The 26,730-nt window shown below is 64.5% G+C and carries 31 protein-coding genes and 1 tRNA gene; 21 read left to right on the top strand and 11 right to left on the bottom strand.

Annotation, left to right across the window (positions count from 1 at the left end; all coding sequences use genetic code 11):
• Positions 1–106: 106 nt before the first annotated feature.
• Positions 107–862: a COG4280 domain-containing protein gene (locus MAFF_RS20405; protein ID WP_010912847.1), complete on the top strand. Its 756-nt coding sequence runs from the start codon at positions 107–109 to the stop codon at positions 860–862.
• Complete coding sequence (locus tag MAFF_RS20400; RefSeq protein WP_010912846.1) at positions 859–1,074, top strand: hypothetical protein; 216 nt, start codon at positions 859–861, stop codon at positions 1,072–1,074. The genes MAFF_RS20405 and MAFF_RS20400 overlap by 4 nt, the downstream gene beginning before the upstream one ends.
• 96 nt (positions 1,075–1,170) lie before the next feature.
• Here the strand turns inward: MAFF_RS20400 and MAFF_RS20395 are convergent, their stop codons facing one another.
• The 3 genes from MAFF_RS20395 to MAFF_RS20385 form a co-directional block, all read right to left on the bottom strand.
• Complete coding sequence (locus MAFF_RS20395; protein WP_032932571.1) at positions 1,171–2,166, bottom strand: ABC transporter permease; 996 nt, start codon at positions 2,164–2,166, stop codon at positions 1,171–1,173.
• A 54-nt stretch (positions 2,167–2,220) separates the two neighbouring features.
• The gene (locus MAFF_RS20390) at positions 2,221–3,759 is read right to left on the bottom strand and encodes a sugar ABC transporter ATP-binding protein (protein ID WP_010912844.1); all 1,539 of its coding nucleotides are present in this window, start codon (positions 3,757–3,759) and stop codon (positions 2,221–2,223) included.
• A 115-nt stretch (positions 3,760–3,874) separates the two neighbouring features.
• Positions 3,875–4,837, bottom strand: coding sequence for a sugar-binding protein (locus MAFF_RS20385; RefSeq protein ID WP_010912842.1), 963 nt, complete (start codon positions 4,835–4,837; stop codon positions 3,875–3,877).
• Between the two features lie 604 nt (positions 4,838–5,441).
• Here MAFF_RS20385 and MAFF_RS20380 point away from each other — a divergent pair.
• The 3 genes from MAFF_RS20380 (at position 5,442) to MAFF_RS20370 (ending at position 8,056) form a co-directional block, all read left to right on the top strand.
• Positions 5,442–6,545, top strand: a complete 1,104-nt coding sequence (locus MAFF_RS20380) for a LacI family DNA-binding transcriptional regulator (RefSeq protein ID WP_162034360.1) — start codon at positions 5,442–5,444, stop codon at positions 6,543–6,545.
• A gap of 128 nt (positions 6,546–6,673) precedes the next feature.
• Positions 6,674–7,270, top strand: a complete 597-nt coding sequence (locus tag MAFF_RS20375; RefSeq protein ID WP_157866028.1) for a hypothetical protein — start codon at positions 6,674–6,676, stop codon at positions 7,268–7,270.
• 450 nt (positions 7,271–7,720) lie between these two features.
• On the top strand, positions 7,721–8,056 hold the full coding sequence (locus MAFF_RS20370; RefSeq protein WP_157866026.1) for a hypothetical protein: 336 nt from the start codon (positions 7,721–7,723) through the stop codon (positions 8,054–8,056).
• A 139-nt stretch (positions 8,057–8,195) separates the two neighbouring features.
• Here the strand turns inward: MAFF_RS20370 and MAFF_RS20365 are convergent.
• The 3 genes from MAFF_RS20365 to MAFF_RS20355 form a co-directional block, all read right to left on the bottom strand.
• A tRNA-Arg gene (locus MAFF_RS20365) sits at positions 8,196–8,272 on the bottom strand.
• Positions 8,273–8,498: 226 nt separating this feature from the next.
• Positions 8,499–9,422 carry a DUF1003 domain-containing protein gene (locus MAFF_RS20360; RefSeq protein ID WP_010912839.1) on the bottom strand — a complete coding sequence of 308 codons (924 nt, stop codon included), beginning with the start codon at positions 9,420–9,422 and terminating at the stop codon, positions 8,499–8,501.
• A gap of 458 nt (positions 9,423–9,880) precedes the next feature.
• Positions 9,881–10,774, bottom strand: a complete 894-nt coding sequence (locus MAFF_RS20355; RefSeq protein WP_052292093.1) for a D-alanyl-D-alanine carboxypeptidase family protein — start codon at positions 10,772–10,774, stop codon at positions 9,881–9,883.
• 211 nt (positions 10,775–10,985) lie between these two features.
• On the opposite strand from MAFF_RS20355, the gene MAFF_RS20350 reads away from it, so the two are divergent.
• From MAFF_RS20350 to MAFF_RS20335, 4 genes are all read left to right on the top strand, one after another.
• Positions 10,986–12,800 carry a methyl-accepting chemotaxis protein gene (locus MAFF_RS20350; protein ID WP_044548692.1) on the top strand — a complete coding sequence of 605 codons (1,815 nt, stop codon included), beginning with the start codon at positions 10,986–10,988 and terminating at the stop codon, positions 12,798–12,800.
• An 85-nt stretch (positions 12,801–12,885) separates the two neighbouring features.
• Positions 12,886–13,986: a hypothetical protein gene (locus MAFF_RS20345; RefSeq protein ID WP_044548691.1), complete on the top strand. Its 1,101-nt coding sequence runs from the start codon at positions 12,886–12,888 to the stop codon at positions 13,984–13,986.
• A gap of 92 nt (positions 13,987–14,078) precedes the next feature.
• A complete protein-coding gene (locus MAFF_RS20340; RefSeq protein ID WP_044548690.1) occupies positions 14,079–14,690 on the top strand; it encodes a nucleoside triphosphate hydrolase in 612 nt (203 codons plus the stop codon).
• A gap of 93 nt (positions 14,691–14,783) precedes the next feature.
• Positions 14,784–15,089: a hypothetical protein gene (locus MAFF_RS20335; RefSeq protein ID WP_010912834.1), complete on the top strand. Its 306-nt coding sequence runs from the start codon at positions 14,784–14,786 to the stop codon at positions 15,087–15,089.
• A gap of 62 nt (positions 15,090–15,151) precedes the next feature.
• Here MAFF_RS20335 and MAFF_RS20330 read toward each other — a convergent pair whose 3' ends face one another.
• The 3 genes from MAFF_RS20330 to MAFF_RS20320 all read right to left on the bottom strand — a co-directional run bounded on the left by MAFF_RS20330 (position 15,152) and on the right by MAFF_RS20320 (position 17,554).
• The gene (locus MAFF_RS20330; RefSeq protein ID WP_010912833.1) at positions 15,152–15,856 is read right to left on the bottom strand and encodes a glutathione S-transferase family protein; all 705 of its coding nucleotides are present in this window, start codon (positions 15,854–15,856) and stop codon (positions 15,152–15,154) included.
• A gap of 230 nt (positions 15,857–16,086) precedes the next feature.
• A complete protein-coding gene (locus MAFF_RS20325) occupies positions 16,087–17,295 on the bottom strand; it encodes a beta-ketoacyl-[acyl-carrier-protein] synthase family protein (protein ID WP_010912832.1) in 1,209 nt (402 codons plus the stop codon).
• A 4-nt stretch (positions 17,296–17,299) separates the two neighbouring features.
• A complete protein-coding gene (locus MAFF_RS20320) occupies positions 17,300–17,554 on the bottom strand; it encodes an acyl carrier protein (protein WP_010912831.1) in 255 nt (84 codons plus the stop codon).
• A gap of 202 nt (positions 17,555–17,756) precedes the next feature.
• On the opposite strand from MAFF_RS20320, the gene MAFF_RS20315 reads away from it, so the two are divergent.
• The 5 genes from MAFF_RS20315 to MAFF_RS20295 are packed head-to-tail and all read left to right on the top strand — an operon-like array spanning position 17,757 to position 20,110.
• Positions 17,757–18,599 carry an urease accessory protein UreD gene (locus MAFF_RS20315; RefSeq protein ID WP_010912830.1) on the top strand — a complete coding sequence of 281 codons (843 nt, stop codon included), beginning with the start codon at positions 17,757–17,759 and terminating at the stop codon, positions 18,597–18,599.
• A 13-nt stretch (positions 18,600–18,612) separates the two neighbouring features.
• Positions 18,613–18,915: an urease subunit gamma gene (locus MAFF_RS20310; RefSeq protein WP_010912829.1), complete on the top strand. Its 303-nt coding sequence runs from the start codon at positions 18,613–18,615 to the stop codon at positions 18,913–18,915.
• 10 nt (positions 18,916–18,925) lie between these two features.
• Positions 18,926–19,180 (top strand): DUF1272 domain-containing protein, encoded by a 255-nt coding sequence (locus MAFF_RS20305; RefSeq protein WP_010912828.1) that lies wholly within the window; start codon positions 18,926–18,928, stop codon positions 19,178–19,180.
• 30 nt (positions 19,181–19,210) lie between these two features.
• Positions 19,211–19,798: a HupE/UreJ family protein gene (locus MAFF_RS20300; RefSeq protein ID WP_010912827.1), complete on the top strand. Its 588-nt coding sequence runs from the start codon at positions 19,211–19,213 to the stop codon at positions 19,796–19,798.
• Positions 19,799–19,804: 6 nt separating this feature from the next.
• The gene (locus MAFF_RS20295; RefSeq protein ID WP_010912826.1) at positions 19,805–20,110 is read left to right on the top strand and encodes an urease subunit beta; all 306 of its coding nucleotides are present in this window, start codon (positions 19,805–19,807) and stop codon (positions 20,108–20,110) included.
• A gap of 59 nt (positions 20,111–20,169) precedes the next feature.
• On the opposite strand, the gene MAFF_RS20290 is transcribed toward MAFF_RS20295, so the two are convergent.
• Entirely contained in the window at positions 20,170–20,664 is a 495-nt protein-coding gene (locus MAFF_RS20290) for a hypothetical protein (RefSeq protein ID WP_010912825.1), read from the bottom strand.
• A 114-nt stretch (positions 20,665–20,778) separates the two neighbouring features.
• Positions 20,779–21,156 carry a hypothetical protein gene (locus tag MAFF_RS20285; protein ID WP_080512088.1) on the bottom strand — a complete coding sequence of 126 codons (378 nt, stop codon included), beginning with the start codon at positions 21,154–21,156 and terminating at the stop codon, positions 20,779–20,781.
• Positions 21,157–21,323: 167 nt separating this feature from the next.
• On the opposite strand from MAFF_RS20285, the gene ureC reads away from it, so the two are divergent.
• The 7 genes from ureC (at position 21,324) to ureG (ending at position 26,685) form a co-directional block, all read left to right on the top strand.
• Complete coding sequence (ureC, locus tag MAFF_RS20280) at positions 21,324–23,036, top strand: urease subunit alpha (RefSeq protein ID WP_010912823.1); 1,713 nt, start codon at positions 21,324–21,326, stop codon at positions 23,034–23,036.
• 79 nt (positions 23,037–23,115) lie between these two features.
• Positions 23,116–23,709: a hypothetical protein gene (locus tag MAFF_RS20275; protein WP_010912822.1), complete on the top strand. Its 594-nt coding sequence runs from the start codon at positions 23,116–23,118 to the stop codon at positions 23,707–23,709.
• A 44-nt stretch (positions 23,710–23,753) separates the two neighbouring features.
• Complete coding sequence (locus MAFF_RS20270; RefSeq protein WP_010912821.1) at positions 23,754–24,359, top strand: glutathione S-transferase family protein; 606 nt, start codon at positions 23,754–23,756, stop codon at positions 24,357–24,359.
• Positions 24,356–24,946 carry an urease accessory protein UreE gene (ureE, locus tag MAFF_RS20265; RefSeq protein ID WP_010912820.1) on the top strand — a complete coding sequence of 197 codons (591 nt, stop codon included), beginning with the start codon at positions 24,356–24,358 and terminating at the stop codon, positions 24,944–24,946. The genes MAFF_RS20270 and ureE overlap by 4 nt, the downstream gene beginning before the upstream one ends.
• The gene (locus MAFF_RS20260) at positions 24,939–25,610 is read left to right on the top strand and encodes an urease accessory protein UreF (RefSeq protein WP_010912819.1); all 672 of its coding nucleotides are present in this window, start codon (positions 24,939–24,941) and stop codon (positions 25,608–25,610) included. Before ureE ends, MAFF_RS20260 begins: the two co-directional genes overlap by 8 nt.
• On the top strand, positions 25,607–26,047 hold the full coding sequence (locus tag MAFF_RS20255; RefSeq protein WP_010912818.1) for a DUF3995 domain-containing protein: 441 nt from the start codon (positions 25,607–25,609) through the stop codon (positions 26,045–26,047). Before MAFF_RS20260 ends, MAFF_RS20255 begins: the two co-directional genes overlap by 4 nt.
• Positions 26,044–26,685 (top strand): urease accessory protein UreG, encoded by a 642-nt coding sequence (gene ureG / locus MAFF_RS20250; protein ID WP_010912817.1) that lies wholly within the window; start codon positions 26,044–26,046, stop codon positions 26,683–26,685. The genes MAFF_RS20255 and ureG overlap by 4 nt, the downstream gene beginning before the upstream one ends.
• The last annotated feature ends 45 nt before the right edge of the window (positions 26,686–26,730 follow it).

The following is a 26,730-nucleotide window of genomic DNA, read 5'->3' as shown; positions in this document are numbered from 1 at the left end:
CGCCCACTTGCTTTCCTGCTGCCTGCGGAGCGCTATGTGGTGCTGGCCGCGCAAGTGATTCCGGGCCACGCGTCCGGGACACCCGCTCAGCAGGACAGGAAGTTTTATGCAGACGCTGACGCCCATTCTCTCGACAGTCACGGCGGCATTTCTCGCCTCCTTCGTTGAGGTCGTCGAAGCCTTCACCATCGTGCTCGCGGTCGGCGTGACGCGCAGCTGGCGCCCGGCGCTGACGGGCGCCGCCCTGGCGCTGGCGTTGCTGGCGGCGCTGGTGCTCGTGTTCGGACCGCTGCTGGCGCTGGTGCCGATCACCGTGCTGCAGTTCGTCGTCGGCGTGCTGCTGATCCTGTTCGGCATGCGCTGGCTGCGAAAGGCGATCCTGCGCAGCGTCGGCGTCGTCGCGCTGCATGACGAAGAGGCGGCCTTCTCCAAGGAGACCGCTACCCTCAACCAGCAGGCCAATGACCGCCGCGCCGACTATCTCGCCGGGCTGGCCTCGTTCAAGGCGGTGCTGCTCGAAGGTGTCGAGGTGGTGTTCATCGTCATTGCCGTTGGCGCGGCGCACGGGCAGACGCTTTATGCCAGCCTCGGCGCGCTGGCGGCGTTTGTCCTGGTGATGGCTATCGGCCTGGCGGTGCACCGGCCGCTGGCACGTGTGCCGGAGAATGCGCTCAAATTCGTGGTCGGGCTGATGCTGACCAGCTTCGGCATCTTCTGGACCGGCGAAGGCATCGGCGCCGACTGGCCGGGCGCCGATCTCGCTCTGCTCGCCATCTTCGCCATTGTCGCGCTGGCGTCCCTTGCCATGGTGCGCTGGCTGCGCGGCACCTATCCCGTATCGGCTGGAGGGCTCGCCCGATGAGCGTCATCCGTTTTGTTGCCAAGGAATTCCTCGGCATGTTCGTCGATGACGGCAATCTGGCGCTGCTGGCGCTGGTGCTGGTGGCCGCTGTCGCGGCGGCTGTGAAGCTGCTCGCCCTGCCGCCGCTGCTCGGTGGTGCGCTGCTGCTGGTCGGCTGCCTCGCCATCCTGCTGCAAAGCGTTCGCCGCGCGGCCCGCGGGACCAAACGGTAGGGCTGGCGCTGGCGCGGTTGCTTTAACGCTTTGTTTTGACGCAATTCCCAAGGGAAAGCGCTACGCGCTTTTCGTGCGGCAGCGTCGCCCGCGCGATTATTCCGCCGGCGCGCCGGCAATGTTCTTGCGGGCGGCATCGACCATCAGCCGCCGTGCGCGGAACACACCCCATTGCTGGTCGACGAGCACGCCGATGAGAATGACGCCGCCCATCACCGCGAAGTTGAGGGAGGACGGGATGCCGAGCAGATTGACCAGGTTCTGCAGTTCCTGCAACAGCACCGTTCCGAGGATGACGCCGATCAGCGAGCCCTCGCCGCCGCGCAGCGAGAAGCCGCCGAGCACGGCGGCGGCGATGGCGTAGAGCTCATAGAACTGGCCATGGCTGGCCGGCGAGATCGAACGCGTGTACATGGCGAAATAGATCGCCGACAGCGCCGTCAGCACGCCGCAGATGACATAGGCGGCCATGACGATGCGGCCGGTGCGGATGCCGGAATATTTCGCCGCCTCCTCATTCTTGCCGATGGCGTAGAGATAGCGGCCGAACACCGACCGGTGCAGCACCACCCACATGACGATGGCGATGACGATCAGCGCGATGAAACTGTTGGGCACGCCATAGGACCGCCCGGCCGTCAGGAATTCGAGCTCGGGAAAATTCTGGCCGAAGGCGAAACCGGCGGTGCCGTCGGCGGTGTAGAAGCGGGCGACGCCGCGATAGATCAAGAGGCCGCACAAGGTGACGACGAAGGGCTGCAGCTTCAGCCTGGTGATCAGCCAGCCATGCACCAGGCCGATGATGGCGCCAAGCGCGATGATCAGCACGAAGGCCAGCGGCCAGTCCAGTTCGCGCACGGCGATGAAGTCGATGAACAGTGTTCCCAGCAGCGCCACCACCGAGCCGACCGACAGCTCGATGCCGCCGGTGATGATGACGAAGGCCTGGCCGATCGACAGGATGCCGAACAGGCCGATCAGGTTCGAGGTGTTGGCAAGGTTGATCGGCAAGAGGAAGCGCGGATTGATGATGGCCACGATCGCGCCGACCACCAGGATCAGGATCAGCAGGCCGAGATCTTTCTTGCTCATCGTCGTCTCCCCAATTCCTGCCTGGGCAGGTTGCGCGGTCTCGCAGCGCAAAAACTATTTCGGCTGCTTGCCCACCGCCAGCAGCAGCACGTTTTCCTGGCTGAACTGGTCCTTGTCGAGAATGCCCGAGATCTGGCCCTCATGCATGACGGCGATGCGGTCGGACACGCCGATCACCTCCTCCATGTCGCTGGAGATCATCAGCACGGCGACGCCGGCATCGGCCAGGGCGCGCATCAGCCCGTAGATTTCCGCCTTGGCGCCGATGTCGATGCCGCGCGTCGGCTCGTCGAGGATCATCACCTTCGGGTTCATGGCCAGCCACTTGCCGAGCACGACCTTCTGCTGGTTGCCGCCCGACAGCGTGCCGGTGCGCGTCTGCACCGAAGGCGCCTTGATGCCGAGATTTTTCTTCTGCTTCTCGGCGGTTGCCGTCTCAGCGCTTGCCGAGACCAGCGAACGCCTGGCATGCGCCGGCAGATTGGGCAGCGAAATGTTCTGGGCGATCGACAGGTCGAGCAGGATGCCGGTCAGCTTGCGGTCTTCCGGCACCAGGAAAATGCCGTGCGCGACGGCGTCGGCCGCCGAACCCAGCACAAGCGTCTTGCCGTCGAGCTCGAGCGTGCCGCCGAGGCTGCCGTCGATGCCGAAGAACACGCGGGCGAGCTCAGTGCGGCCGGAGCCGACGAGGCCGGCAAGGCCGAGGATCTCGCCGCGCCTGACATCGAGGTCGACAGGCCGGCTGGGATAGGTAGGGGTGCGGATGGCTTTGGCCGCAAGTGCCACGGCGCCAGGGGCACGCGCGGCCTCGGAGGCCTTCTCGCGCTCCTTCAGCATGCGCCCGATCATCAGCTTGACCATCTGGTCGTGGTTGATGTCGCGCTTGCCCAGCGTGCCGGCCAGCATGCCGTCGCGCAGCACGACGACGCGGTCGGCGACACGCTCGACCTCGTGCAGGCGGTGCGAAATGAAGATGACGCTGATGCCGTCGGCCTTCAGCGCCTTGATGACGTCGAGCAATTTGTCGGTCTCGGCGAGCGGCAGGCTGGATGTCGGCTCGTCGAGGATGACCAGCCTTGCCTTGATCGACAGCGCCTTGGCGATCTCGACCATCTGCTGCTGCGCCAGCGACAGGGAAGCGACCTGCGCATCGGCGGAGAAATTGGCGCCGACGCGCTTCAGGAGCGGCGCCACCATCTCGCGCAGCTTCGAGCGGTCGACGAGTTTCAGCGGCCCGGCGCGCAGCGGCTCGCGGCCGAAGAAGATGTTGGCGGCGACGTCGAGATTTTCGAACAGATTGAGTTCCTGGTGGACGAAGGCGATGCCCGAACCCAGGCTGCCTTCGACACTCAGCCCCTTATGGGCGGTGCCGTCGACCGTGATCGTGCCGGTGTCCGGCGTGGTGACGCCGCCGAGGATCTTCATCAGGGTCGACTTGCCGGCGCCGTTCTCGCCGACCAGGCCGATGACCTCGCCCGGCCTGACCTCCATGGAGAAGCCATCCAACGCGACGACGCCCGGATAGGTCTTGCGCACGCTCTCGAGGCTGAGGAACGGCGTGGTCGCTGCGATGGATGTATCGGAATAGTTCATCATGCCTGACAGCAGTTAGCGGGCCGGCCTTCCGGCAGACTGACGATCCTCGAAGGGTTCGTCAATGCGCGCAGCCGGCTCAAGCGAAGTTGAGCCGGCTGAACTGCCTGTGGTCTTACTTTCCGGCCATCGCCTTCAGATTGGCGGCGTAGGCGTCGACATCATCCTTGCCGATGATCTTCGTCGGGATGATGATGAGATTGCCGGCCGGGATGCCTGACTTGTCGCCCTTGAGATAGGCAGCCATCAGCTTCATGCCCTGATAGGCCCATTCGAAGGGCTGCTGCACGACGGTGGCGGCAACGGTGCCTTCCTTGACGCCGCCCAGCGTGATCGGATCGTCATCGAAACCGACGACCGTGATCTGGCCGAGCTTGCCGGCATCGCGCAGCGCCTCATAGATGCGCGGCGTGTTGTAGGAGTAGAAGCCGACCATGCAGGTGACGTCGGGGCTGGCGACCAGCGCGTCCTCGACATTCTTCTTGGCGCGCGCCTGATCGATATCGTCGCCACGCACGTCGACGAGTTCGATCTTGGTGCCGGCCAGACCATCCTTCATGCCCTGGATGCGCTCCTTGGCATTGTCGGCGCCGAGCAGGCCGACGAAGCCGAGGCACTTGCCGCCATTGGGCATCGCCTTCTTGGCGATTTCGGCCGCCTGCTTGCCGGCATCGACATTGGACGAGCCGATATAGGCGACGCGCTTGGTCTGCGGCGCGTCACTGTCGGTGGTGAACAGCGCGGTTTGCGAGGCGATCTTGTTCAGGCCATCGGTCGAGGTCTTGGGATCAACGGCCGAGACCATGATGCCCTTGACGCCGGCCGTCACCAGATCGTCCATCAGGCGCTGCTGGATGGCGACCGAGGATTGTTCGGGATATTTGAGTTCGAGATTGTAGTCGGGCAGTTCGCCCTGCGCCTTCTTGACGCCGGCTTCGGCCGCTTTCCAGAAATCGGAAGCGCCGTTGACGACGAAAGCCAGCGTCGGCTTGTCGTCGGCGCGCGCGATGGCCGTCGCCGTCAGGCCGACAGCCAGGGCCGCGGCGGCCACGGATGCATTGCGTATCAAGGACTTCATGTTCAACCTCCCGTTTTGGTTCAGCCGTCGGGCTGGACCGTCTTGCTCACTAAAATTGCCTGCTCACCTGAATTTGCCGTTTGCGGCTTGGACACCCCCTCCTCCTCAGGGTTTCCCGGCACTCACAAGAATGGCCTCGTTCCAGCCACGGTCACGGACTTTAGAGACTCATTCTTCATTCGTAAATAGTCCGATTTGTCTGACATATCACATATCTGAGACGGACCTGCGGAGGCAATCCCCGCAAGCCATCGGGCCATTGACGTTCGCTTTCCCACCGCCCCGGACCCAACAGGGCCGGGTGCGACGATTGACGTTACAGCGCATCTTTGTATTAGTAAACACTATTAGTTTTGAGCCGATAACCGGACACAGCGTGGCGCCACCGCGAACGATGCGCCGACGAGCCCATGCCTTGGCCGCACGGCAGCGCAAGCCTTACGGTCATTGCTTTCCCTGCACGTTTTGAGCGTGATGATCGATGGACCGCGCGGCCGCTAATATCTATAAGTTAGGTGGCGGCTCCTATAAACCGGCGCTGCCGCGCCATCTTGTCGGGCCGGCAGGCTGCCGCTAGACAGGTGGGATTGGGGACACGACTGCCATGAGCGAGACGACGGATCCGACCATCGAGACGGCAAGGCGCCGCAAGGCGCCGGCCAAGCCCAAGGGGCGGGTCACCATGACCGATATCGCCCGGGCCGCCGGCTGCTCACAGGCGACGGTTTCCTTCGTGCTCAACAATTCGCCAGGGATCAAGCTGTCGCAGCAGACCCGGGAGCGGGTGATCGAGGCCGCACGGGCGCTGGGCTACAGCGCGCCCGCCTTCTCGGCGCTGCGCAAGCCGGTTGCCGCCTTCGACGGGCTGGACGGGGTGATCGGCTTTGCCGTCGACCAGCTGGCGACCAGCCCGGAAGCGGTGGTGGCGATCGAAGGCGCGCGCCAGGCCTCGTGGAATGCCGGCAACGTTCTCCTGGTGGCGCAGACCATGGGCGACGCCGTGATGGAGCCACGCGCCATCCAGGCGCTGACAAGACGGGGCATTTCGGCGCTGATCTACATGACCATCTTCACCCGCGAAATCACCGCGCCCGACTATCTCTACAGCCTCGACATCCCGGTGATCCTGCTCAATTGCTACACGGCCGACTATGCCTTCCCCGCCGTGGTGCCGTCCGAGATCGCCGGCGGCCAGAGCTCGACAAGGCACCTGATCAGCCACGGCCACCGCCGCATCGCCACCATCACCGGCGAGCCGTGGATGCAGGCCGCACAGGACCGGCTGAAAGGCTATCGCCGCGCGCTCGCCACCGCCGATATCCCCTTCGACCCGGACCTGGTGGTCGAGGGCGACTGGTCGGCCAGTGCCGGCTATGCCGCGACGGTGAAGCTGCTTGCGCTCAAAGACCGCCCGACCGCCATCTTCTGCCAGAACGACCGCACCGCGATCGGCTGCTACGAGGCGCTGAAGGAAGCCGGCCTGCACATTCCGCAAGACATTTCCGTGGTCGGCTACGACGACGAGGAAATCGCCCGACATTTGTTCCCGCCGCTGACCACCTCCATCCTGCCGCACATGGCGATGGGCCAATGGGCGATCGAACAGCTCGAAGCGCCGACGGCGCCCGGACAGGGGCGCTATCCCATCACCAAGCTGGAGTGCCCGCTGGTGGAGCGGGAGAGTGTGAGGGGGGTGGTGGGAGGCTGAGGCAAGGCGGCCGGGCCATGCCGTTGCGCGGTGCGGCCGGCATTCTTTCGACAGCCGACCAAGGTCATCGCATTCCGGTCTGTCGCCGGCCAGTTTGCGGCCAGGCAATTGTCGTTCATACTCGGGCCATGACGCGTCCGGGCTTGCGCTGTGTGCAGGTATTCGCGGCTTTGCTGGCCGCGAGCTGCCCGCGCGCCTTGGCCGACGGGATCTTCGAAGCCGGCGCCTACTCCTTCTCCGACGAACGCGGCGGCTTCAGGATCCTTTCGGCCACGGGCGCCGGGACGCGCGACGACCCGATCGTCATCACCGAGGAACTGGACACCGCCGACCCGGTGACGCTGACCATACGCGCCGCGCGGCCGATCCAGCCCTTCGGATCGACCGGCGACTACGCGACCGGCTTTTTGCCGCTGAAAATCGTCACCCGCAACAACAGCGGCGACGCCTGGATCGAATTCGGCTTCGAGCTGCAGGCGATTTTGAACGTGCCGAGCGACTATGGCGACGGGCTGTCCTTCGACCAGGCGCAGCGCGTGGACAACATGATCAAGTCCGACAGCTTCGCCGAATTCAAACGCGACTTCGAACCCTATGACCGGCTGCTGTTCAGCAAAGGCAAGGTCGACCCGCAGGAGAGCGCGTCGTTTTCGTTCCTGGTGACGGACTTTTCGCCGAAGGACAGGTTTTACCTAGTGGAGGAGCCGAGGGTGCCTTCGTCGTAGGGAGTGGCGGACGGCATCGCTGGAGATGGTGCCATGATCGGATGAGGATTGCCGCACATGGCTATGGGCCAATGGGCGATCGGACAGCTCAAGGCACCTTCGCCGCGCGGGCGGGGATGGTATCCGATTGCGAAGGTTGAGTGCCAGCACGTCGGCGACTGAGCAGATTACCGCTTCTTGTTCGTGGCAGGATCCGCGTTGGAAACACCGACGGAACGCTGATCCCCAATTCCAATATTCGACTGCTCGTGGAGGCGCAGGAAAGGCCAGCTCCTATGTCCGCATCCGCCCAAGAGGGGCCGACACGATCGCGGCGGCCGGGCCGTGGACGTGATGGCTGCGAGCACTCCACTTATGTGCGACGGAAAAACAAAGTGATTTCGGGTCGCCCCAAATTGCCCGAAATCAGGATGCTGTTCGGCCGTGGCCCTGAGTTGGATGGAGACGTGAATGAAACTACCTGCTTTTGCCTTGGCTGGCGCAATCTTGTCGCTGACCTCTGGTGCCCAAGCGGCGCCGATGATAGTCGGCGCGCCGGCCCATGGCGGTCTGGTCCAGGAGGTGCGAGTGACGTGCGCGTACCTAACCCGCGACGGCTACTGTGTGCGACCACACAACGAGCACAAAAAGCACTGGAAGCACCGGCGCTACTACGAGCACGCCTATCGGACCTATGAGCCTCAACCGCCGGACGAGTACTACTGGCGCTATGAGCGTTCGAGGCCAATTATCCGGGTCGTTCCCGACTATCAGCCGCGTGACGACGAGGATGGTTGGGACAATTGAGAACATGAGAAGGGGCGGCAGATGCCGCCCCGCTGATCTTCTTCGCGGTCGCTTCCCGTCTCTCATAAGCTCGCTGTGTAGGAAAAAGCGCGTGGGAAGTAGGCCCCAACTAGCCCAAATTCCAGCCAATTGATTTTATTGGCGCACCCGACAGGATTCGAACCTGTGACCTCTGCCTTCGGAGGGCAGCGCTCTATCCAGCTGAGCTACGGGTGCTTCCCGGCGTTCCGGAAAACGAACCAGCCGGCGAACCGGCAAGTCACGGCTTCTTAGCGGAAGCCGGCGCGGGCTTCAACGGGCAATTGGCGATTGTGCGGCGCGTCCGGCGGTGGGGTGGGTTGGTACTTTCACGGGTGCTGGCTAGTTGTGGACGGCGCTCCCCTCTCCGTCTCGGCTTCGCGGAGCCACCTCTCCCCCACATTCGTGGGGGCGAGGAACCCTCTCACTCTCCTGCCTCACTCTTCACCACCCGTCTCCCCCGCACGGCCCGCTTCACCTTCTTCGTACCCGCCAGCTCGTTCATGGCATCGAGCTGCATCTGCTGCATCTCGGCCAACCGCGTCCATTGGCGCGAGATGAGGTAGTCGAGTTTTTCGTGCAGATGGCGCACTTCGAGCTCGGCTTTGAGGTTGACGCGGTATTCGTTGAAGGAGCGCAGGCGGTCTTTCACCTCCTGGCGCTTCTGGCTCATCATGATGACCGGCGCCTGGATGGCCGCGATGCAGGAGAGCAGCAGGTTGAGCAGGATGAAGGGATAGGGGTCGAAGGCGCCGTTCAAGCCCTCGAACAGGTTGATGCCGATCCAGACCAAAAGCACGGTGGCAAACGAGATCAGGAACCACCAGCTGCCGCCGAAGGCGGCCATGTTGTCGGAGACGCGGTCGGGGAAGGTGCGGTGCTCCTCGAATTCTTCTTCAGAGTTTTCGGAAATCGTGTCCTGCCTGGCGATCGATTCCACCACCTGGCGGTCGAGCTCGGAGAATTCGCCGTGTTCCTGCTGCAGCAGTTCCTCCATGTAGCGCATGCGGTAGCGGCCGAGCTCCTCGCGGCTGATGCGGGCGCCCCTGGGCAGGTCCGGATGGTCGGAGCGGATGCGGTCGGCGAGGCTCGGGCGCAGCGTGTCGATGCGCACCAGGTCGCGCTTGTGGAATTTGCGGCCCGAGATCGCCGACGGTTTTTTCTTGGGCTTTATGCGTGACGCGCCGGGACCGGATGGTTCGGAGTCAGGCACTTCCGGCGTGTCGAAGTGCTCGTCCGAAACCTCGTGCAAATCTTCCGGCGTGATCGGCGCCTCGAAATATTCACCGCCGCTGTCGTTTTCAGTGTCCGCCGCCTGCTGCTCGGGTGCCTTGGGGACGGTGCTCATGGTGCGGGCTCCTGCTGTGGCGCTGCTGGTTTGAGGATACGCCGAGGTGACGGGGCATATCCACTATCGGTTTGCGCTGCCTATGCCATGGCTTCCAGACGATTGCATGACAACAGGATAACAATAGCCGGCTGTGGGTTTCTTATGCGGCGACAGCCTCCCCCTTAGCTGGGCCGAGACGCTTCCCGAGTTCGTCATCCACGGGCGGAGCAGCCGCGGGAGCGGCGTCGCGGAGACCCGAGGATCCATGCCGGGACGTTGATCGTAGGGTGCAGCGGAGCAGGATTATGCTCCGTAGCGGCGCGTTGAGGGCGCGGCATGGATCCCTTGGGCTGCGGAGCAGCTCCAGGGGTCTGCGCCGCGTCGCTGCGCTCCTTGCTCCGCCCGTGGATGACGAAGTGAGGGTGGGTGCGCTCCTTGCTCCACCCCAGGATGACGAAGTGAAGCGGTTCCGCTCTTTACTGCTGTTCGGCGAACATCAGCCTGGTCTTGCTGTCGGCCGTGGTCGGCGACAGGCTGCGCTGGATCAGCGCTTCGACATGGTCGTTGCGCTGGCGGGCCGAGTCGGCGCCCATCACCACCACGATCAGCTGGCGGCCGTCGGCATTGTAGGAGGTGACTATGTTGAAGCCGGAGGCCCTGATGTAGCCGGTCTTGATGCCGTCGACGCCGCGCACGCGGCCGAGCATGTCGTTGTGGCCGCGCACCAGCCTGCCGCGGAACATGAAGTCGCTTTCGGAGAAATAGTGGAAATGCTGGGGGAAGCGCTGGCGCAGCGCCATGCCGAGCACCGCCATGTCGCGCGCGGTGGTCATCTGGCCGTCGTCGGGCAGGCCCGAGGCGTTGCGGAAAGTGGTGCTGGTCATGCCGAGCGAGCGCGCCTTGGATGTCATCATGGCGGCGAACCGGTCTTCGGAGCCGCCGAGATATTCGCCGACCGCCACCGCCACGTCATTGGCGGATTTGACGACGATGGCGCGGATGGCGGAATCGACGTCGATCGTTTCGCCGCGCCGGAAGCGCATCTTGGTCGGCGGCTGCGAGGCGGCGTGGTCGGAGACGGGGATCTGCGTTTCCTTGGTGACGCGGCCGGACTCCATCGCCTCGAACAGGAGATAGAGCGTCATCATCTTGGTCAGCGAGGCCGGATAGCGCTGCGCCGTAGAGTTGACCTCGAACATCTGCTTGCCGGTTTTGACGTCGACGACGATGGCGGCATATTTCTGCGGCGGTGCGGGGACAGTCAGCACCTGGTCAGGCGGCGTCGCGGTCGAGCAGCCGGCCACCATCAGCAACAGGCCAAGGGCGACGAGAACTCTCTGGAGGAGCGGGAAAGGACGCAATTTGGACAAGGGCGGAACTGTTCTGGCCATGCTGTTGCTGAGATGAGACGAAGCTAACGTAACGCGCTGGATGCGTCCATTTGGTTAATGGCTGTTAGTCCCAGGATTGTCGAGCTCGACCTGGTTCCTCGCCCCGAAAACGCCTGTTTCTGTGTCTTTCCTTGCCAGAGCCGCGTTTCCTGTGGGAAGGGGCGTGGCATTGGCTGGCTTGGGGGGTGGCATGACGAACATCGGGGCCGGGGGCGCAGCGCCCTCGCTTATCAAGGCATCGCTCAGCCGTACCGGCAAATGGGCCGGCAGCGTCGCTTTCATCAGCGGCGCGGTTGGCGACGTGCTCAATCCGCTGGCGCCGTTCGCCGCCTATATCGCGCTGGTCGCGGCAATCGCGGCGGCCATCATCGCCATCGCCATTGTGCTGCGGCTCGTGCTGGCGGCCAAGGCGCTGCCGGCGCTGTTGTTCGCCACCAGTGCTGCGGCGGTCGCCGGCGGCGTCTATGCCGTGCAGCAGGAGACCAATTCGCAGAACGGCGTCATCGCCGGCCTGGTGCCGGCGATCGCACGGCTGCAGCAGTCGATGGGCATCGTCTCCGAAAAGGTGGCCAAGATCGAGCAGACGGTGACGCAAACGCAAAAGACCGTCGAAGAGGTCAAGAAATCGACCGACACGGTGGCGCAGAAGACCGACCAGATCGCGTCCACCCAGCAGCAGCAGACGCAGCAGGGCGCGCAGACGCAAAAGACCGTCGAGGCGGTCAAGCAGACGACCGATACGCTCGCCGCCGGCCAGCAACAGCAGCAGGTCCAGGCGGAAAAGCTGCAGGCGACGACCGAGCAGATCGCCGCCTCGATCGACACCATCGCCAAGGGGTTTGCGCAGCTCGCGGCGCAAGGCGGGGCGATCGCCGAACCGAAGCGGCCGGACGAGTTCTACCACAATGCCCGCGTCTACGAATTGTCGGGCGACATGCTCAACGCAAGGCGCTCCTACCTCGCCTTTGCCGGCTTCGATGTCGATGCCATCGACCCCTATACGCGCTTTGCCACGCTGCTTCGGGTGCAGGACGGCAAGGCCGGCGCCCGCGAAGTGTTCGGGCAGCTCGCCGACAAGGGCAAGGCGCTGTCGATCAAGCTGGTGCATATATTGCAGTTCGAGGACGCGCAGCGGCTCGACAAGCTCAACACCTTCATCACGGCCAATCCCGACTATGCGCCGGCCTATTTCCTCAAGGCGCAGGAGTTTTCGGAAGACCGCCTCGGCAGCCAGACGCTGGCCGACAAGCGCAATGAAGCCCAGGCGCTGACCAAGTTCGTGTCCTACGAAAAGGATGGCGGACTGCTCAAATATTTCGTCGACCAGACGCAGTTGGCCGACTGGCTGGACCGCAGCCGCAGCCGGCTGGCCGCCCTTGGCGACGTGCTCGACCCCGCGCGCTTCGCGCCGTCGCTGACGCCGATGCGCTCCAACCAGGGCTGGTCGATGACCATTTCGCTGCCCGAGCCGGCGACCGCGATCTACTGGCGTCTCGGCGACAGCGGCCCGTTCACCGACACCGGCTTCCTGGCGATGAAGGACCAGACCACCGGCAAGCCGATGGCCAATCCGAGCTTCGAATTGCCCGACAGCACGGCGGCGACCACGATCGCGATAAAATATCTCGACATCAGAGGCCGCGAGACCGGCCCGTTCGACATACGCTTCGATCCGGACGCCGCGCTGCAGCAAGGTGACAAGCAGATCCTCGACCAGTTCTGGACGTCATGGATCGCCTTCGATTCCGGCGGCAATCACGGCCTGGTCTATTTCACCCAGATGCTGTCCTACCGCTGCGCCATCAAGGAGGTGCGTTACAGCCTGAACGGTGCCGCGCTCGACAAGTCGCTCGAGATACCGCCTTGCGACAAGAAGGATCCTTACGCCATCCCCTACGACGCCAAGGGCTATTTCAAGGTCGCCGACAGCGTGAAATCGATGTCGGTGCAGGTGACCTATACGGACGGGACGAAATCCCCGGTGCGGGAATACAAGCGGCAGTAGCTGATGCGAAATGCCGGCCGCGGTGCTTGCGCAAGCCGCGCCGAAAGGGTTCTGCTTGCACCCGTCAGATTCGGGTGAGAGCGCTATGGATACGATCACGATCAAGGCCAAAGGCATTTCGGTTTCTCTCGACCTCACCGTCGGCCATATCGCCGACATGACCGTCGAGAGCGGCGGACGGCGGCTGAAGCCGCTGCACCGCGCGCCCTGGGTCGATTCGGGCGAGGCGCTGCCGAAGGACCTGCCGCAAGGCACGGTCCGGCTGTCGGGCGATTTCCTCTGTGCGCCGTTTTCGCGCAGCGATGTCGAGGAGGCGCCACTGCATGGCTGGACGGCCAACAGCGCCTGGGATTTGGTTGAGAGCGGTGCGACGGACGGCGGCTGGCGCGCTGTCTTCCGGCTGCGGCACAAGGTCATGGGCGCCGGCGTCGACAAGATTTTTACGCTCATCGACGGCCATCCCTTCCTCTACCAGGAACATGTGTTTTCCGGCGGCTCCGGGGCGATTTCCGTTGCCCATCACCCGATGACGGTGATGAAAGGCGGCGGCAAGCTGGCCTTTTCGCCGAAGCGCTTTGCCGCGACATTGCCCGATCCGCTGGAGCCCGATCCCACGCGCGGCCGCTTCATGCTGGCCTATCCGGCGCGTTCGCCCGACCTCGCCCGGTTTCCCGCCGCCGCCGGCGGCACGCTCGACCTGACGCAATACCGCATGGAGGACCGGCGCGAGGATTTCGTCACCCTGGTCGAGGCCGACCATGGCGGTCCGGGCTGGACGGCGCTGGCGCGCCAGGCCGAGGACGATCTGGTGCTGGTGCTGAAGAACCCGGCCGAGTTGCCGATCACCATGCTGTGGCTCAGCAATGGCGGGCGCGACTATGCACCCTGGAGCGGCCGCCATCTCGGCGTGCTCGGCATCGAGGATGGCCGCGCCGCGGTCGGCCATGTCGCCTCGATCGGCGACAACTGGCTGAAACGCGAAGGCGTGGCGACCGCCTTTGCGCTCGGCGAAGGCCACAGCTTTTCGTTCCGCCATGTCATCGGCGCCCTGTCTCTGTCCAGTGGCCAACCGCCGCAGGAAATCACCACGGCCGACGGCCAGATGCGGCTCTCAGCCGGCGGCTCCACCCGGGACGTGCCGTTCGACAGCGCGTTCTTGCGCATTGGCCAGCCTGCGGCCGCCTGAGGCGGCGTTTGCGCGAGCGCAGGGTTTGAAATTTCCAGCGACTGCCGCCAAGATACGGCGGAAATATCATGCCCCAGGCAAGTGAGGCTCCCATGTCCGAAATCGCCCACCTCGCCGCCACCATCTTCAAGCGCGCCGGCAAGGCGAAACGCTTCATCGTCGCCATTGCCGGGCCGCCAGGCTCCGGCAAGTCGACGCTGTCGGCCGGCCTGCATGACCTTTTGCCGGAAGGGGCGGTGGAAGTCGTGCCGATGGACGGCTTCCACTATGACGACATCGTGCTCAACGCGCGCGGTCTGCGGGCGCGCAAGGGCGCACCGGAGACCTTCGACTTTGCCGGCTTCGAGACCCTGATGAAGCGCATCCGGGCCGGTGAACCCGACATCGCCATTCCCGTCTTCGATCGCAGCATGGAACTGTCGCGCGCCGCCGCGGCGATCGTCCGCACCGAGACGAAGTTCATCCTGGTCGAAGGCAATTACCTGCTGCTCGACGAGGAGCCATGGTCGCGGCTGTCGCCGCTGTTCGATTTCTCGATCTTCGTCGACGTGCCGCGCAATGAGCTCGAGCGCCGCCTGATGGAGCGGTGGCATGGCCATGGCCGTTCGGACGAGGAGGCGCGCGCCTGGATCGCCTCCAACGACATGCCCAACATCGAACGCGTGCTGGCCCGGCGCCGGGCCGCCGACCTGATCATTGGTTAACAAGCTTAATTTTCGGTATTTTTGGACGGGAACCTTAAGAGTTTCTCGCCGTTATGCCTCAGAACCCGTTTGTCCGGCGTAAGGGATTTTCCAATGGCAACCAAGGCAAAAAAACCAGCCAAGACGAGGCCTGCGAAGGCAACTCAAGCGAAAGCCGGGGCTGGCCCGGCGATTGCCGAACGCTCGAAGGACGGCAAGGCCGCTTTCGGCAAGGCCGCGCCACGAAAGGTCGTACCCGCCGCCAAGACCGCCACACGCAAACCGGCGCCGGCCAAAGCCGGTGCCGTCCGAACGGCGGCTAATGTCGCCGCCGGCGCGGTGGTCGCAACCGCGCGTGGCGCCGTTTCGCTTGCCGCATCAGTGATCGGCAGGGGCGGCTCGAAGGCCAAGGCGAAGTAGCAGGCTGCTTCGTCCGCTCAGATATCTTTGGCCAAGCTCGTCGCCCTGTGGCGACAGGCGGTTTAGCCCTTGGCCGGAATGGTCAGGCCCTTTTGCACCGCCGGTCGCGCCAGGCCGCGCTCCAGCCATGCCGCTACATTGGCGAAATCATCGAAACCGACGAGCTCGCGCGCTTCATAGAAGCCGATCAAATTGCGCACCCAGCCGAGCAGCGAGATGTCGGCGATGGTGTAGTCGTTGCCCATGATCCATTTGCGACCCTTCAATCGGCCGTCGAGCACGCCGATCAGCCGCCGCGATTCGTCGCGGTAGCGCTCCAGCGGGCGCTTGTCGGCGATCTCGCGGCCGGCGAATTTGTGGAAGAACCCGACCTGGCCGAACATCGGCCCGACGGAAGCCATCTGGAAGAAGACCCACTGGATCGTCTCGTAGCGCCGCGCTGCGTCCGCCGGGACGAGCAAGCCGGTCTTGTCGGCGAGATAGAGCAGGATGGCGCCGGATTCGAAAAGGCCGATCGGCTTGCCGTCCGGGCCGTTGGGATCGATGATCGCCGGAATCTTGCCATTGGGATTGAGCGACAGGAATTCCGGCGTCCAGCTTTCGTCCTTGCTGATGTTGACCAGATGCGGCTCATAGGGCAGGCCGACCTCTTCCAGCGCGATCGATATCTTCACGCCGTTGGGCGTCGTTGCCGAATAGAGCTGGATCTGGTCGGGATATTTGGCCGGCCAGCGGGTTGTGATCGGAAAGGCGGACAGGTCGGCCATCGAGAACTCCTGAGCGGGGATTTGCGGCAAGGGCGCGGTGTTGGCGGGTGGCCAAGAATTAGGCGCAGGGCCGGGCCGGATCAATATGGCAGCGACGGTTTCGCCATGCATGGACAGTGAACCGGATCGAACAGCGGGACGCGCAATGCCAAAGGGCGCTCAAACCGCCCCGGCAGACGTTAATCCCTCGGGCGCTGGTGACCGCCCGGGGCGGTAGTGACCGCCCGGGATTAGATGGCCTTGAATGCCAGCACTGCGTTGGTGCCGCCGAAAGCAAAACCGTTGCTGATCGCGACGCGCACCTTGCGCTCGCGCGCGACATTGGGCGTCACGTCGAGATCGCAATCGGGATCGGGTTCGCGGTAATTCGCGGTCGGCGGCACGACGCCTTCGCGGATCGCCATGACGCAGGCGATCATCTCCAGCCCGCCCGACGCGCCCAGGCAATGGGCATGCATCGACTTGGTCGAGGAGATGGACAGCGACCGCGCGTAATCGCCGAAGACGCGCTTGATCGCGTTGGTCTCGATCTGGTCGTTGGCCTTGGTGCCGGTACCATGCGCGTTGAGATAATCGATGTCCTCGGGATTGAGCCCGGCATCGACGAGACAGAAGCGCATCGCCGCTTCCGGTCCCTCGATGGTCGGGGCGACGATGTCGGAGGCATCGGCCGAAAGGCCGGCGCCGGCGATTTCGGCGAGGATGGTGGCGCCACGCGCCACGGCGTGGTCGTAGCTTTCCAGAACCGCCATGCCAGCACCTTCGCCGAGCACGAGGCCCTGGCGGTCGGCCGAGAACGGCCGGCAGGTGTCGGGTGACAGCACGCGCAATGCCTCCCAGCCCTTGAGCACGCCCCAGACCAGTGGCGCTTCGGTGCCGCCGGCAACCATGACGTCGGCGCGGCCGAGCCTGATCTGGTCGGCCGCCGAGGCGATGGCGTGGTTGGCCGACGAGCAGGCCGACGTGACGCCGAAGACCGGTCCGCGCAGGCCAAGATGCATGCTGACCTGACCGGCGGCGGCGCCCGGCATGACCCTGGGCACGGTGAAGATGCCGGCGCGATTCTTGCCCTCGACCAGAATGGCGCGATAGTTCTCCTCGACGGTCTCGAAGCCGCAGACGCCGACGCCGACGATGGTTCCCATGCGATAGGTGTTGTCGGCATGCGGGGCCAGGCCGGACTGCCGCATGGCCTCTTTAGCAGCGATCACCGCCAGCAGGCTGAAACGGTCCATCGACACCAGCTGCTTGCGCTCGATGCCATGATCGGGCAGCGCCTTGATCTCGCAGCCGGTCTTGACCTTCAAATCATGCAGGAAGGGATTGTCGATCGGGCCTATGGCTGAACGGCCGGCCCGCATTTCGGCCCAGATCGACTGCGCATCGACGCCTAGTCCGCACAGCCCGCCAATGCCGGTAATGACGACGCGTTTCAGCATTCGGTCAGGCTTTTTTCGCGATCAGCGCGCGAACGGCCTCGACCATGTCGCCAACATTTTTCAGATTGCTCCAGGCATCGACCGTGTTCATCTCGATCTCGATGCCATACTGCTCCTCGAGGTCGAAGATGATCTCCGTCAGCTCCAGCGAATGGATGCCGAGCGACGTCAATTCGGTGCTGGTGGTGATTTCTTCACCGCCCGGCTCGGCATGGGCCTTGATCTTTTCGATGATGTCCGTTGCCAGCTGGTCAGCCATTCGGTTTCTTCCCCACTTTGTCGTTTCCCGACGCCAACTGAAAAGCGCCTTCTTGTCCTCGATATCAGGCCGCGATCGTCGCCTTCTACCCCCGCCAAGCATCGCCTGACCGTACCGAGGTGGCTCCCTCTATAGAAACGGAAACGCCATCAAGCAACAAGCTATATATCGACAAAACCGCCGCAGTGCTTAACCTGACGGCGTGGATACGATCGAATATACCGAGTTTTCGCCCCCTTTGGCCCAGCGCGCCGCGGGTCTGGCCCAGCTGGGCTGCGCCAGCGCGGACGGGCGCACGCGGCTGCGGCGCCTTTATCAGGACGGTTCCGCCAAGATAAGGCTGCCGGCCGTTTTGGCCGACCCGCTGGAGGCAGTGCTGATCAACACCGCCGGCGGACTGACCGGCGGCGACCGCATCGGTTGGGATGTGGATGTCGGCACAGAAGCCTCGGCATCGATAACGACCCAGGCCTGCGAGAAGGTCTACCGCGCCGCATCCGACCAGGCCGAGGTGCGGGTCAAGCTGACGGTCGGCGAGAACGGCCGCATCGCCTGGCTGCCGCAGGAGACCATCGTCTTCGACCGGGCGGCCTTTGCCCGCACATTGGATGTCGAGCTTGCCGCGGGGGCCGAGGCGCTGGTGCTGGAGGCCACCGTCTTCGGCCGCCTGGCCATGGGCGAACGCGCGTCGCAAGGCACTTTCCGTGACCGCTGGCGGGTTCGCCAGGACGGTTTCCTCATCCATGCCGAGGATTTCCGTATCGGACCCGATATCACTGGTGCCCTGGCACGCCCCGCGGCTGCCGGCGGCGTGATCGCCGTGGCGACGCTGCTGCTGGTGTCGCCGCGGGCCGAGGCTCTGCTCGACCCGGTCCGGGAAATCGTCGGCCACCAGGGCGGCGCCAGCGTCTGGAGCGTGAAGGCATCTGGCAAGCTTCTTGCGAGGCTTTACGCCGGGGACGGCTACCAACTGCGCCAGCGGCTGGTTCCGCTCGTCGGACTGCTCAACGGAAGGGCGGGGCTGCCCAAATTATGGTCACTGTGATTCTGGAAACCGCATGAACCTGACCCCGAGGGAAAAAGACAAGCTGCTGATCGCCATGGCGGCGATCGTGGCACGCAAGCGGCTGGAGCGCGGCGTCAAGCTGAACCATCCGGAAGCGATCGCACTGATCACCGATTTCGTCGTCGAAGGCGCCCGCGATGGCCGCCCGGTCGCCGAACTGATGGAGGCCGGCGCTCATGTCGTCACCCGCGCGCAGGTGATGCAAGGCATCGCCGAGATGATCCATGACGTGCAAGTGGAAGCGACCTTCCCCGACGGCACCAAGCTGGTGACCGTGCACGCGCCCATCAGGTGAGGAGACCGCGATGCTTGAGCTGCGCCCAAATTGCGAGTGTTGCGACAAGGACCTGCCGCCGGAGGCGACGGATGCGCTGATCTGCACCTTCGAATGCACCTTCTGCGCCGATTGCGTGGAAAACGTGCTGGACGGCGTCTGTCCCAATTGCGGCGGCAATTTTTCGGCCCGGCCGATCCGCCCGGCAGCGAAGCTGAACAAATACCCGGCGTCGACCAAGCGCGTCCTCAAGGCCGAGGGCTGCGGCCCGCGCAAGGCCGCGTGACTGCACCATCGCAAACGAAAGGCAAGTAGAATGATCCCTGCCAAACGCCTGTGCCTCGCGGCGATCCTGCTCATGGCTGCGGCCATGCCGGCCTATGCCCATGTCGGCATCGGCACGACCTCTTCCTTCACGGCCGGCTTCATGCATCCCTTGTCCGGCCCCGACCATATGACCGTGATGCTCGCCGTCGGCCTGTGGGCGGCCCTCAAGCGCGGCAAGGCAATTTGGGCGTGGCCGGCCGCCTTTATCGGCGTCATGCTTGGCGGCGCGGCCCTGGGCATGGCGCATGTGCCGGTGCCCTTCGTCGAGCCGGGCATACTGGCCTCCGTCGTGGCGCTTGGCCTGCTGGTGGCGCTGGCGGTCGACCTCCCGGTCTCGGCCGGCGTCGCCATTATCGGCCTGTTCGCGCTGTTCCACGGGCACGCACACGGCACCGAGGCGCCGGAAAATGCCGGCGGGCTCGAATACATGGCCGGCTTTGCCGTCGCCACCGTGCTGCTCCATGCCGTCGGCATCGCCGCGGGCATGGGCCTTGGCGTGAGGTTCCGTGGTCTGGCCCGTGTCGCCGGTGCTGCCTGCGCGGCGATCGGCGTCGGTCTTGCCTTCAGCGTTGTGTGACATCAGATGATCCCCGGCGAAATCATCCCCGTCCAAGGCGACATCGAGCTCAACAAGGGCCTGCCGACCGTCACCCTGAAAGTCGCCAACAGCGGCGACCGGCCGATCCAGGTCGGCAGCCACTACCATTTCTTCGAAACCAATGAGGGACTGAAGTTCGACCGCGAACAGACCCGCGGCATGCGCCTCGACATCGCCGCCGGCACCGCCATGCGCTTCGAGCCGGGACAGGAACGCGACGTCACGCTGGTGCCGCTCGGCGGCAAGCGCGAGGTCTACGGATTCCAGCAGAAGGTGATGGGCAAGCTGTGAGACCCGTGGCGTCTCATGCGCGGCGCGTAAGGGTGGCGGCCGGCGTTAGGGCAATCGGCTCAGTCCGACGGCTTGGCGGCCGCATAGATGACGATCTTTCCTGGATTGTCGAACTCGACGGCGAGAACGTCCTGCGCAGCCACGCGCCGCGAATCGATGGCGTTGTAGAGCAGGGCGTTGGCCTCGATCTCCTTGCGCAGTTCCGCGACGTCGTCCTGATGCTGCCGGACCTTGTTCTCGATGACCGGCGGCGGACCGCCTTCGCTGCGCGCCGCGTCGGTCAGGAACACGATATCGACCTTGTCGAGCTTGGAGGTTTTGCGCACCGTGCCGATATTGTCGCGCGTGCGGTCGATCGCCGAACTGACCTTTCCGATTTCAGCTGTCGTCTTGGCCTGTTCCTCGCTGATTTGCGAGCCGACGATGCGGTCGACGGTCTCCGGACTTTCAAGACCCTGCGCATTCAGCGCGGCCTGGGGAAGGCTCGCTGCCAGAAACGCGGCCGCCGCAATGGCATGCAGCCATCGGGCATCGGGCAAGGTGGTGGAGGTCATCGTTCGCTTTCGCAGCTTGTTTCAACAATCAGCAAGCGAAACGACTCCAGCCCTGCCACGGTTCCCTTCGCAATTCGGCCGGCGGACCGGATGCCGGCCCGCCGCGCCGGGTCGTCAGCTGGCTTTCTTGGTGATCAAGGTCAGCGCGCCGTTGGGCTCCATGCTGGCCGCGACCACCTGGGCCGAGGTCATTCCCTTGGCCTGGAGGGCGGACTTCACCTTGGGGGTGGCATCGATCGAGCTGCGCAGTTTCTGCAGGCCGGCGTCACCGCGCTGGGCGATCACCTGATTGACCTGCGTCTGGGTGTCCTTCGGCAGTTCGGTGATGTCGACAATGTTGACGCTCTGGATCGCCGGCGCGGCCTGCTGACCGCCGGCGGCGGGAGTCGTCGCCTTGGGGGCAGGCGTGGCAGGAGCGGGCTGCTGCTGGGCACTGGCGGCACCGGCCAGCATCAGGCTGGCGGCGGCTGCAAGAATTATCGTTTTGCGCATGGATTTTCCTTCCATCGATTTGGCAAACGGCCGTTTTGGGGTGACCTGCCAACCTCAACCGCCAAATGGGATCAGAAGGTGTCGCCCAGCGGGTCATTGCGTGACCATTGGATGGCGGCAATGTGCAGCCCAGCCTCAACCACACCGCATTTCGGGAGCAATCGCTGATGGCCAGAATCTCGCGTGCCGCCTACGCCCAGATGTATGGGCCGACTGTTGGCGACAAGGTCAGGCTGGCCGACACCGAACTCTTCATCGAGGTTGAAAAGGACCTCACCATCCACGGCGAGGAGGTGAAATTCGGCGGCGGCAAGGTGATCCGCGACGGCATGGGCCAGAGCCAGGTTTCCCGCGCCCAGGGCGCGGTCGACACCGTCATCACCAATGCGCTGGTGGTCGATGCCGGCGCCGGCATCTTCAAGGCCGATATCGGCCTCAAGGACGGCCGCATCGCGGCAATCGGCAAGGCCGGCAATCCGGATACGCAGGATGGCGTCACCATCATTATCGGCCCGGGCACCGAGATTATCGCCGGCGAGGGCAAGATCCTGACCGCCGGCGGCTTCGACGCGCATATCCACTTCATCTGCCCGCAGCAGATCGAGGAAGCGCTGATGAGCGGCATCACCACAATGCTGGGCGGCGGCACCGGCCCGGCGCACGGCACGCTGGCCACCACCTGCACGCCGGGGCCGTGGCACATGGCGCGCATGATCCAGTCCTTCGACGCCTTTCCGATGAATATCGGCCTGTCGGGCAAGGGCAATGCCTCGCTGCCGGCGGCGCTGGAAGAAATGGTGCTGGGCGGCGCCTGCTCGCTGAAGCTGCATGAGGATTGGGGCACGACGCCGGCGGCGATCGACTGCTGCCTGTCGGTGGCCGACGATTACGACGTGCAGGTGATGATCCATACCGACACGCTGAACGAATCCGGCTTCGTCGAAAACACGGTAGCGGCGATCAAGGGCCGCACCATCCACGCCTTCCATACCGAAGGCGCCGGCGGCGGCCACGCGCCCGACATCATCAAGGTTTGCGGCCTGCCCAACGTCATCCCGTCTTCGACCAATCCGACACGGCCCTACACGGTCAACACGCTGGCCGAGCATCTCGACATGCTGATGGTCTGCCATCATCTGTCGCCGTCGATCCCCGAGGACATCGCCTTTGCCGAGAGCCGCATCCGCAAGGAGACGATCGCCGCCGAGGATATCCTGCACGACATCGGCGCCTTCTCGATCATCTCGTCGGACTCACAAGCCATGGGCCGGGTCGGCGAGGTGGCGATCCGCACCTGGCAGACCGCCGACAAGATGAAGCGCCAGCGCGGCGCGCTGCCGCAGGAAACCGGCGACAACGACAATTTCCGCGTTCGCCGCTACATCGCCAAATACACGATCAACCCGGCCATCGCGCATGGACTGTCGAAAGACATCGGCTCGATCGCCGTCGGCAAACGCGCCGACCTGGTGCTGTGGAACCCGGCCTTTTTCGGCGTGAAGCCGGACATGGTGCTGGTCGGCGGGATGATCGCCGCCGCCCCGATGGGCGACCCGAACGCCTCGATCCCGACGCCGCAGCCGATGCACTACCGGCCGATGTTCGGCGCCTATGGCAAGGCCAGGACCAACTCATCGGTGACCTTCGTTTCGAAAGCCGCCCTCGAGTCGGGCCTGCATGGCCGGCTTGGCGTCGAAAAGCAATTCGTCGCCGTGGAAAACACCCGTGGCGGCATCGGCAAGCATTCCATGGTGCTCAACGACGCCACGCCGCATGTCGAGGTCGACCCGGAAACCTACGAGGTCCGCGCCGACGGCGAATTGCTGACCTGCGAGCCGGCGACCGTGCTGCCGATGGCGCAAAGGTATTTCCTGTTCTGAGTCGGCCGGCCAAATTCCGTTGCGGCTGGTATGCGTAGGCCGCAATATGCGGTCGAGCAGAAACCCATCGTGATCAGGCATGGCCACCGAAATCGCCTCTCCCCACGACGTCTTCCCGCATATCCGCATCGTCATGGGCATGGTGATCGGGCTTGGTGTTGCCCGCCTGCTGTCGGGGGTGGCGCGCATCGTCCAGCATCCCGGCCAGTACCGGCTCTATCCCGTGCATCTGGCCTGGGTCGCCTCGGTGCTGTTGATGCTAGTGCATTTCTGGTGGTGGGAGTTCGGGCTCTACGCCATCGAGACCTGGACCTTCGGCAAATACCTGTTCATCATTTTCTACGCGATCACGCTGTTCCTGCTGTGCGCGCTGCTGTTTCCGGATTCGATGCTGGACTACACCAGCTACGAGGATTTCTTCTATTCGCGCCGCGCCTGGTTCTTCGGCCTGCTGGCGGCGACCTATCTGCTCGATGTCATCGATACGCTGCTGAAAGGGCCCGAGCATTTCGCCCGCTTCGGCAACGAATATCTGTTCCGCACGCCGGTCTTCGTGGCACTGTGCATCGCCGCGATCCTGGTGCGCGACCGCCGCTTCCACATCGCCTTTGTCGCGGCGGCACTGATCTACCAGATATCGTTCATCCTGCGGCTCTTCGACACGATCGTATGACTGTAGCGGATGGTCTAGAGTCCAGGAAAAGGCAGGGTTCAACCATGTATAAGGCCGTCGGATCACGGGGATCCCGGGTCAGCCGCGTTCTCTGGATGCTCGAGGAGCTCGAGCAGCCCTATGAATTCGTCGAGGTCAAACTGCGCTCGCCGGAAGCCTATGCGCTCAACCCGTCGGGCAAGGTGCCGGTCCTGATCGACGGCGAACTCACTGTGACGGATTCGGCGGCGATCTGCGTCTATCTCGCCGACAAGCACGCCGACAAAGGCATGGGCGCCAGCCCCGGAGTCGCCGGCCGTGCCGAGATGGATTCCTGGATGCATTTTGCCCAGAGCGAATTCGAGGCGCCGCTGTGGAACAAATTGCGCCACCGCTTCCTGCTGCCGAAGGAAGTACGCGTCGATGTCGGCCCGGCGGCGGCCTACGATTTCGCGTCGGAAGCCAAAGCGCTGGACCGCCGGCTCGGCGACAAGCCGTTTGCGCTGGGTGACCGGTTTTCCGCTGTCGACGTGCTGCTCGGCGACATGGGCGGCTGGGCGCGCGCCGGAAAATTTCCGATCGAATCCGACCGCGTCAACGCCTATTTCGACCGGGTGCTTTCGCGTCCAGCCCGTGCGCGGGCGCAGGCCAACGGAGGCTCCATGAAATGAAACTCAACCTCAACACCGACTTCACCAAATTCCCGCGCGCCGTCTCGGTGCTGGCCGCCGGCGAGGCGGGCGCGGCGCCCGCGTTTGCAAAGGCTGTGCTTGCGCATGACGAGCGGCATCTGCGCCGCCGCGCCGTCGAACTGACCGACGGCAGCAAGGTGCTGGTCGACCTGCCCGAACCCGTCGCCCTGAACGATGGCGACCGGCTGGTGCTGGAGGATGGCCGCCATGTCGAGATCATCGCGGCGCCGGAAGAGGTCTACGACATCCGCGCCCGCGACGGCGTGCATCTGACCGAACTGGCTTGGCATATCGGCAACCGCCATCTCGCGGCGGGCATCGAGGCGGATCGCATCGTCATCCTGCGCGACCACGTCATCAAGGCGATGCTGGAGGGGCTCGGCGCCACGGTGCGCGAGGTCTCCGAGCCGTTCAAGCCGGTGCGCGGCGCCTATTCCGGCGGGCATGATCACGGGCACGCGCATGCGCACAGCCATGCGGAAGCGCATTCTCACGCGCACGGCGAATCGCATTCCCATTCGCACAGCCATTCCCACGACGACCATCATCACCACGACCATGACTGACCAGCCTTCGAGCATCGCCCTGCTGCGGCTTATGGCGTGGCTGTCGCCGGCCTTCCCGGTCGGCGGCTTTGCCTACAGCCACGGTCTCGAGTGCGCGGTGCATGACGGGCTGGTTGCCGATGCCACAAGCCTGGCCAACTGGCTGGAAACGCTGGTCAAGATGGGCTCGGGCTGGAACGATGCCGTGCTGTTTTGCGAAAGCTGGCGCCGCGCCCGCAACGCCGGCGATCTCGACGAAGTGGCCGCATTGGCCGAGGCGCTCGCCGGCTCGCGGGAGCGCCACGCCGAGACCATGCTCCAAGGCGCGGCCTTCCTGAAAGCCGCCGCCGCCTGGCCCAATCCGGTGCTGGCGCGCCTGCCGGCCGAATGCGCTTATTGCGTCACCGTCGGCGCCATTGCCGGCGGCAACGGCATTGCCCTGCAGGATGCGCTGTCCGCCTTCCTGCAAGCCTTCTTCTCCAACCTCGTCCAGGCGGCGATCAGGCTCGGTGTCGTTGGCCAGAGCGAGGCCACCACGCTGCTGGCCGGCTTCGAGCCGTTGGCGCTCTCAACCGCCGACCGCGCGTCCCGTTCGACATTGGACGATCTCGGCGGCTGCGCCTTCGTCTCGGACGTCGTGGCGATGAAGCACGAAACCCAGTATTCGCGGCTGTTCCGCTCATGATCGTCCTCGCCTTTGTCCTCTCATTCGTCCTGCTGCTGATCACGGCGCTGCATGTCTATTGGGGCATTGGCGGCATCTGGCCGGGTACGGACGGCGCCTCTTGCGCCCGCGCCGTGGTCGGCTTTCGCGGCGTCGACGAAATGCCGACGCCCTTCGCCAGTTTCGCCGTTGCCGCCTGTCTTGGCCTGGCGACGCTCTGGCCGCTGGCGCTCATCGGCTTCTTTGCCTCGCCCTTCCCCAGGGAGGGCCTTGCCGCAAGCTCGCTGCTCATCGGGCTGGTGTTCCTGGGGCGCGGCGTTGCCGGCTTCACGCCATGGTGGCGGCAGCTGGCGCCCGAACAGCCTTTCGCGCGGCTCGACGTGCGTTACTATTCGCCGCTGTGCCTGTTGATCGGGCTCGGCTTCGCAATCCTTGCCATCATGGAGTTCCCGACATGACCCAAGCCAACGGTCCCCTTCGCATCGGTATTGGCGGCCCTGTCGGCTCCGGCAAGACGACGCTCACCGAAAAACTCTGCAAGGCGCTGCGCGACGAATTCTCCATCGCCGTTGTCACCAACGACATCTACACAAGGGAAGACGCCATGATGCTGGCCCGGTTGCAGGCGCTGCCGGAGGACCGCATCGTCGGCGTCGAGACCGGCGGCTGCCCGCACACCGCCATTCGCGAGGACGCCTCGATCAATCTGCAGGCGATTGCCGAGCTCAACCGGAAATTCCCCGATCTCGACATCATCTTCATCGAATCCGGCGGCGACAATCTTGCCGCTACCTTCTCGCCGGACCTCGCGGATCTGACGCTCTATGTCATCTCGGTCTGCCAGGGCGAGGAAATCCCGCGCAAGGGCGGGCCGGCGATCACCCGCTCGGATTTCCTGATCATCAACAAAAGCGATCTGGCGCCCTATGTGAACGTCAACCTCGACGTGATGGAGAGCGACGCCGCCCGCATGCGCGGCAAGCGGCCTTTCGGCTTCACCGATCTGTCGCGCGGCAAGGGCTTGCGGGAGGTCATCGATTTCATCGTCGAGCATGGCGGGCTGAGGGTTGGCACCGCCACCAGCACGGCGGCCTGACAGGCATCCGTTCCCTCTGCACCAACCAAAACCCGTTGCGGGCAG

Origin of the sequence: Mesorhizobium japonicum MAFF 303099, assembly GCF_000009625.1 — a bacterium.
Classification (GTDB): Bacteria; Pseudomonadota; Alphaproteobacteria; order Rhizobiales; family Rhizobiaceae; genus Mesorhizobium; species Mesorhizobium japonicum.
The sequence above is the reverse complement of the archived record's forward strand: the minus strand, read 5'-3'. Positions and strand labels throughout refer to the sequence as shown.

Coding starts and splice junctions, on each gene's coding strand:
- MAFF_RS20275 (WP_010912822.1), top strand. CDS start 23,116: ATGGCCACCGAAATCGCCTCTCCCCACGACGTCTTCCCGCATATCCGC.
- MAFF_RS20295 (WP_010912826.1), top strand. CDS start 19,805: ATGATCCCCGGCGAAATCATCCCCGTCCAAGGCGACATCGAGCTCAAC.
- MAFF_RS20325 (WP_010912832.1), bottom strand. CDS start 17,295: ATGCTGAAACGCGTCGTCATTACCGGCATTGGCGGGCTGTGCGGACTA.
- MAFF_RS20305 (WP_010912828.1), top strand. CDS start 18,926: ATGCTTGAGCTGCGCCCAAATTGCGAGTGTTGCGACAAGGACCTGCCG.
- MAFF_RS20370 (WP_157866026.1), top strand. CDS start 7,721: ATGAAACTACCTGCTTTTGCCTTGGCTGGCGCAATCTTGTCGCTGACC.
- MAFF_RS20345 (WP_044548691.1), top strand. CDS start 12,886: ATGGATACGATCACGATCAAGGCCAAAGGCATTTCGGTTTCTCTCGAC.
- MAFF_RS20270 (WP_010912821.1), top strand. CDS start 23,754: ATGTATAAGGCCGTCGGATCACGGGGATCCCGGGTCAGCCGCGTTCTC.
- MAFF_RS20350 (WP_044548692.1), top strand. CDS start 10,986: ATGACGAACATCGGGGCCGGGGGCGCAGCGCCCTCGCTTATCAAGGCA.
- MAFF_RS20335 (WP_010912834.1), top strand. CDS start 14,784: ATGGCAACCAAGGCAAAAAAACCAGCCAAGACGAGGCCTGCGAAGGCA.
- ureE (WP_010912820.1), top strand. CDS start 24,356: ATGAAACTCAACCTCAACACCGACTTCACCAAATTCCCGCGCGCCGTC.
- MAFF_RS20395 (WP_032932571.1), bottom strand. CDS start 2,166: ATGAGCAAGAAAGATCTCGGCCTGCTGATCCTGATCCTGGTGGTCGGC.
- MAFF_RS20360 (WP_010912839.1), bottom strand. CDS start 9,422: ATGAGCACCGTCCCCAAGGCACCCGAGCAGCAGGCGGCGGACACTGAA.
- MAFF_RS20320 (WP_010912831.1), bottom strand. CDS start 17,554: ATGGCTGACCAGCTGGCAACGGACATCATCGAAAAGATCAAGGCCCAT.
- MAFF_RS20375 (WP_157866028.1), top strand. CDS start 6,674: ATGACGCGTCCGGGCTTGCGCTGTGTGCAGGTATTCGCGGCTTTGCTG.
- MAFF_RS20380 (WP_162034360.1), top strand. CDS start 5,442: ATGAGCGAGACGACGGATCCGACCATCGAGACGGCAAGGCGCCGCAAG.
- MAFF_RS20310 (WP_010912829.1), top strand. CDS start 18,613: ATGAACCTGACCCCGAGGGAAAAAGACAAGCTGCTGATCGCCATGGCG.
- MAFF_RS20385 (WP_010912842.1), bottom strand. CDS start 4,837: ATGAAGTCCTTGATACGCAATGCATCCGTGGCCGCCGCGGCCCTGGCT.
- MAFF_RS20340 (WP_044548690.1), top strand. CDS start 14,079: ATGTCCGAAATCGCCCACCTCGCCGCCACCATCTTCAAGCGCGCCGGC.
- MAFF_RS20330 (WP_010912833.1), bottom strand. CDS start 15,856: ATGGCCGACCTGTCCGCCTTTCCGATCACAACCCGCTGGCCGGCCAAA.
- ureG (WP_010912817.1), top strand. CDS start 26,044: ATGACCCAAGCCAACGGTCCCCTTCGCATCGGTATTGGCGGCCCTGTC.
- MAFF_RS20390 (WP_010912844.1), bottom strand. CDS start 3,759: ATGAACTATTCCGATACATCCATCGCAGCGACCACGCCGTTCCTCAGC.
- MAFF_RS20285 (WP_080512088.1), bottom strand. CDS start 21,156: ATGCGCAAAACGATAATTCTTGCAGCCGCCGCCAGCCTGATGCTGGCC.
- ureC (WP_010912823.1), top strand. CDS start 21,324: ATGGCCAGAATCTCGCGTGCCGCCTACGCCCAGATGTATGGGCCGACT.
- MAFF_RS20405 (WP_010912847.1), top strand. CDS start 107: ATGCAGACGCTGACGCCCATTCTCTCGACAGTCACGGCGGCATTTCTC.
- MAFF_RS20260 (WP_010912819.1), top strand. CDS start 24,939: ATGACTGACCAGCCTTCGAGCATCGCCCTGCTGCGGCTTATGGCGTGG.
- MAFF_RS20400 (WP_010912846.1), top strand. CDS start 859: ATGAGCGTCATCCGTTTTGTTGCCAAGGAATTCCTCGGCATGTTCGTC.
- MAFF_RS20290 (WP_010912825.1), bottom strand. CDS start 20,664: ATGACCTCCACCACCTTGCCCGATGCCCGATGGCTGCATGCCATTGCG.
- MAFF_RS20255 (WP_010912818.1), top strand. CDS start 25,607: ATGATCGTCCTCGCCTTTGTCCTCTCATTCGTCCTGCTGCTGATCACG.
- MAFF_RS20300 (WP_010912827.1), top strand. CDS start 19,211: ATGATCCCTGCCAAACGCCTGTGCCTCGCGGCGATCCTGCTCATGGCT.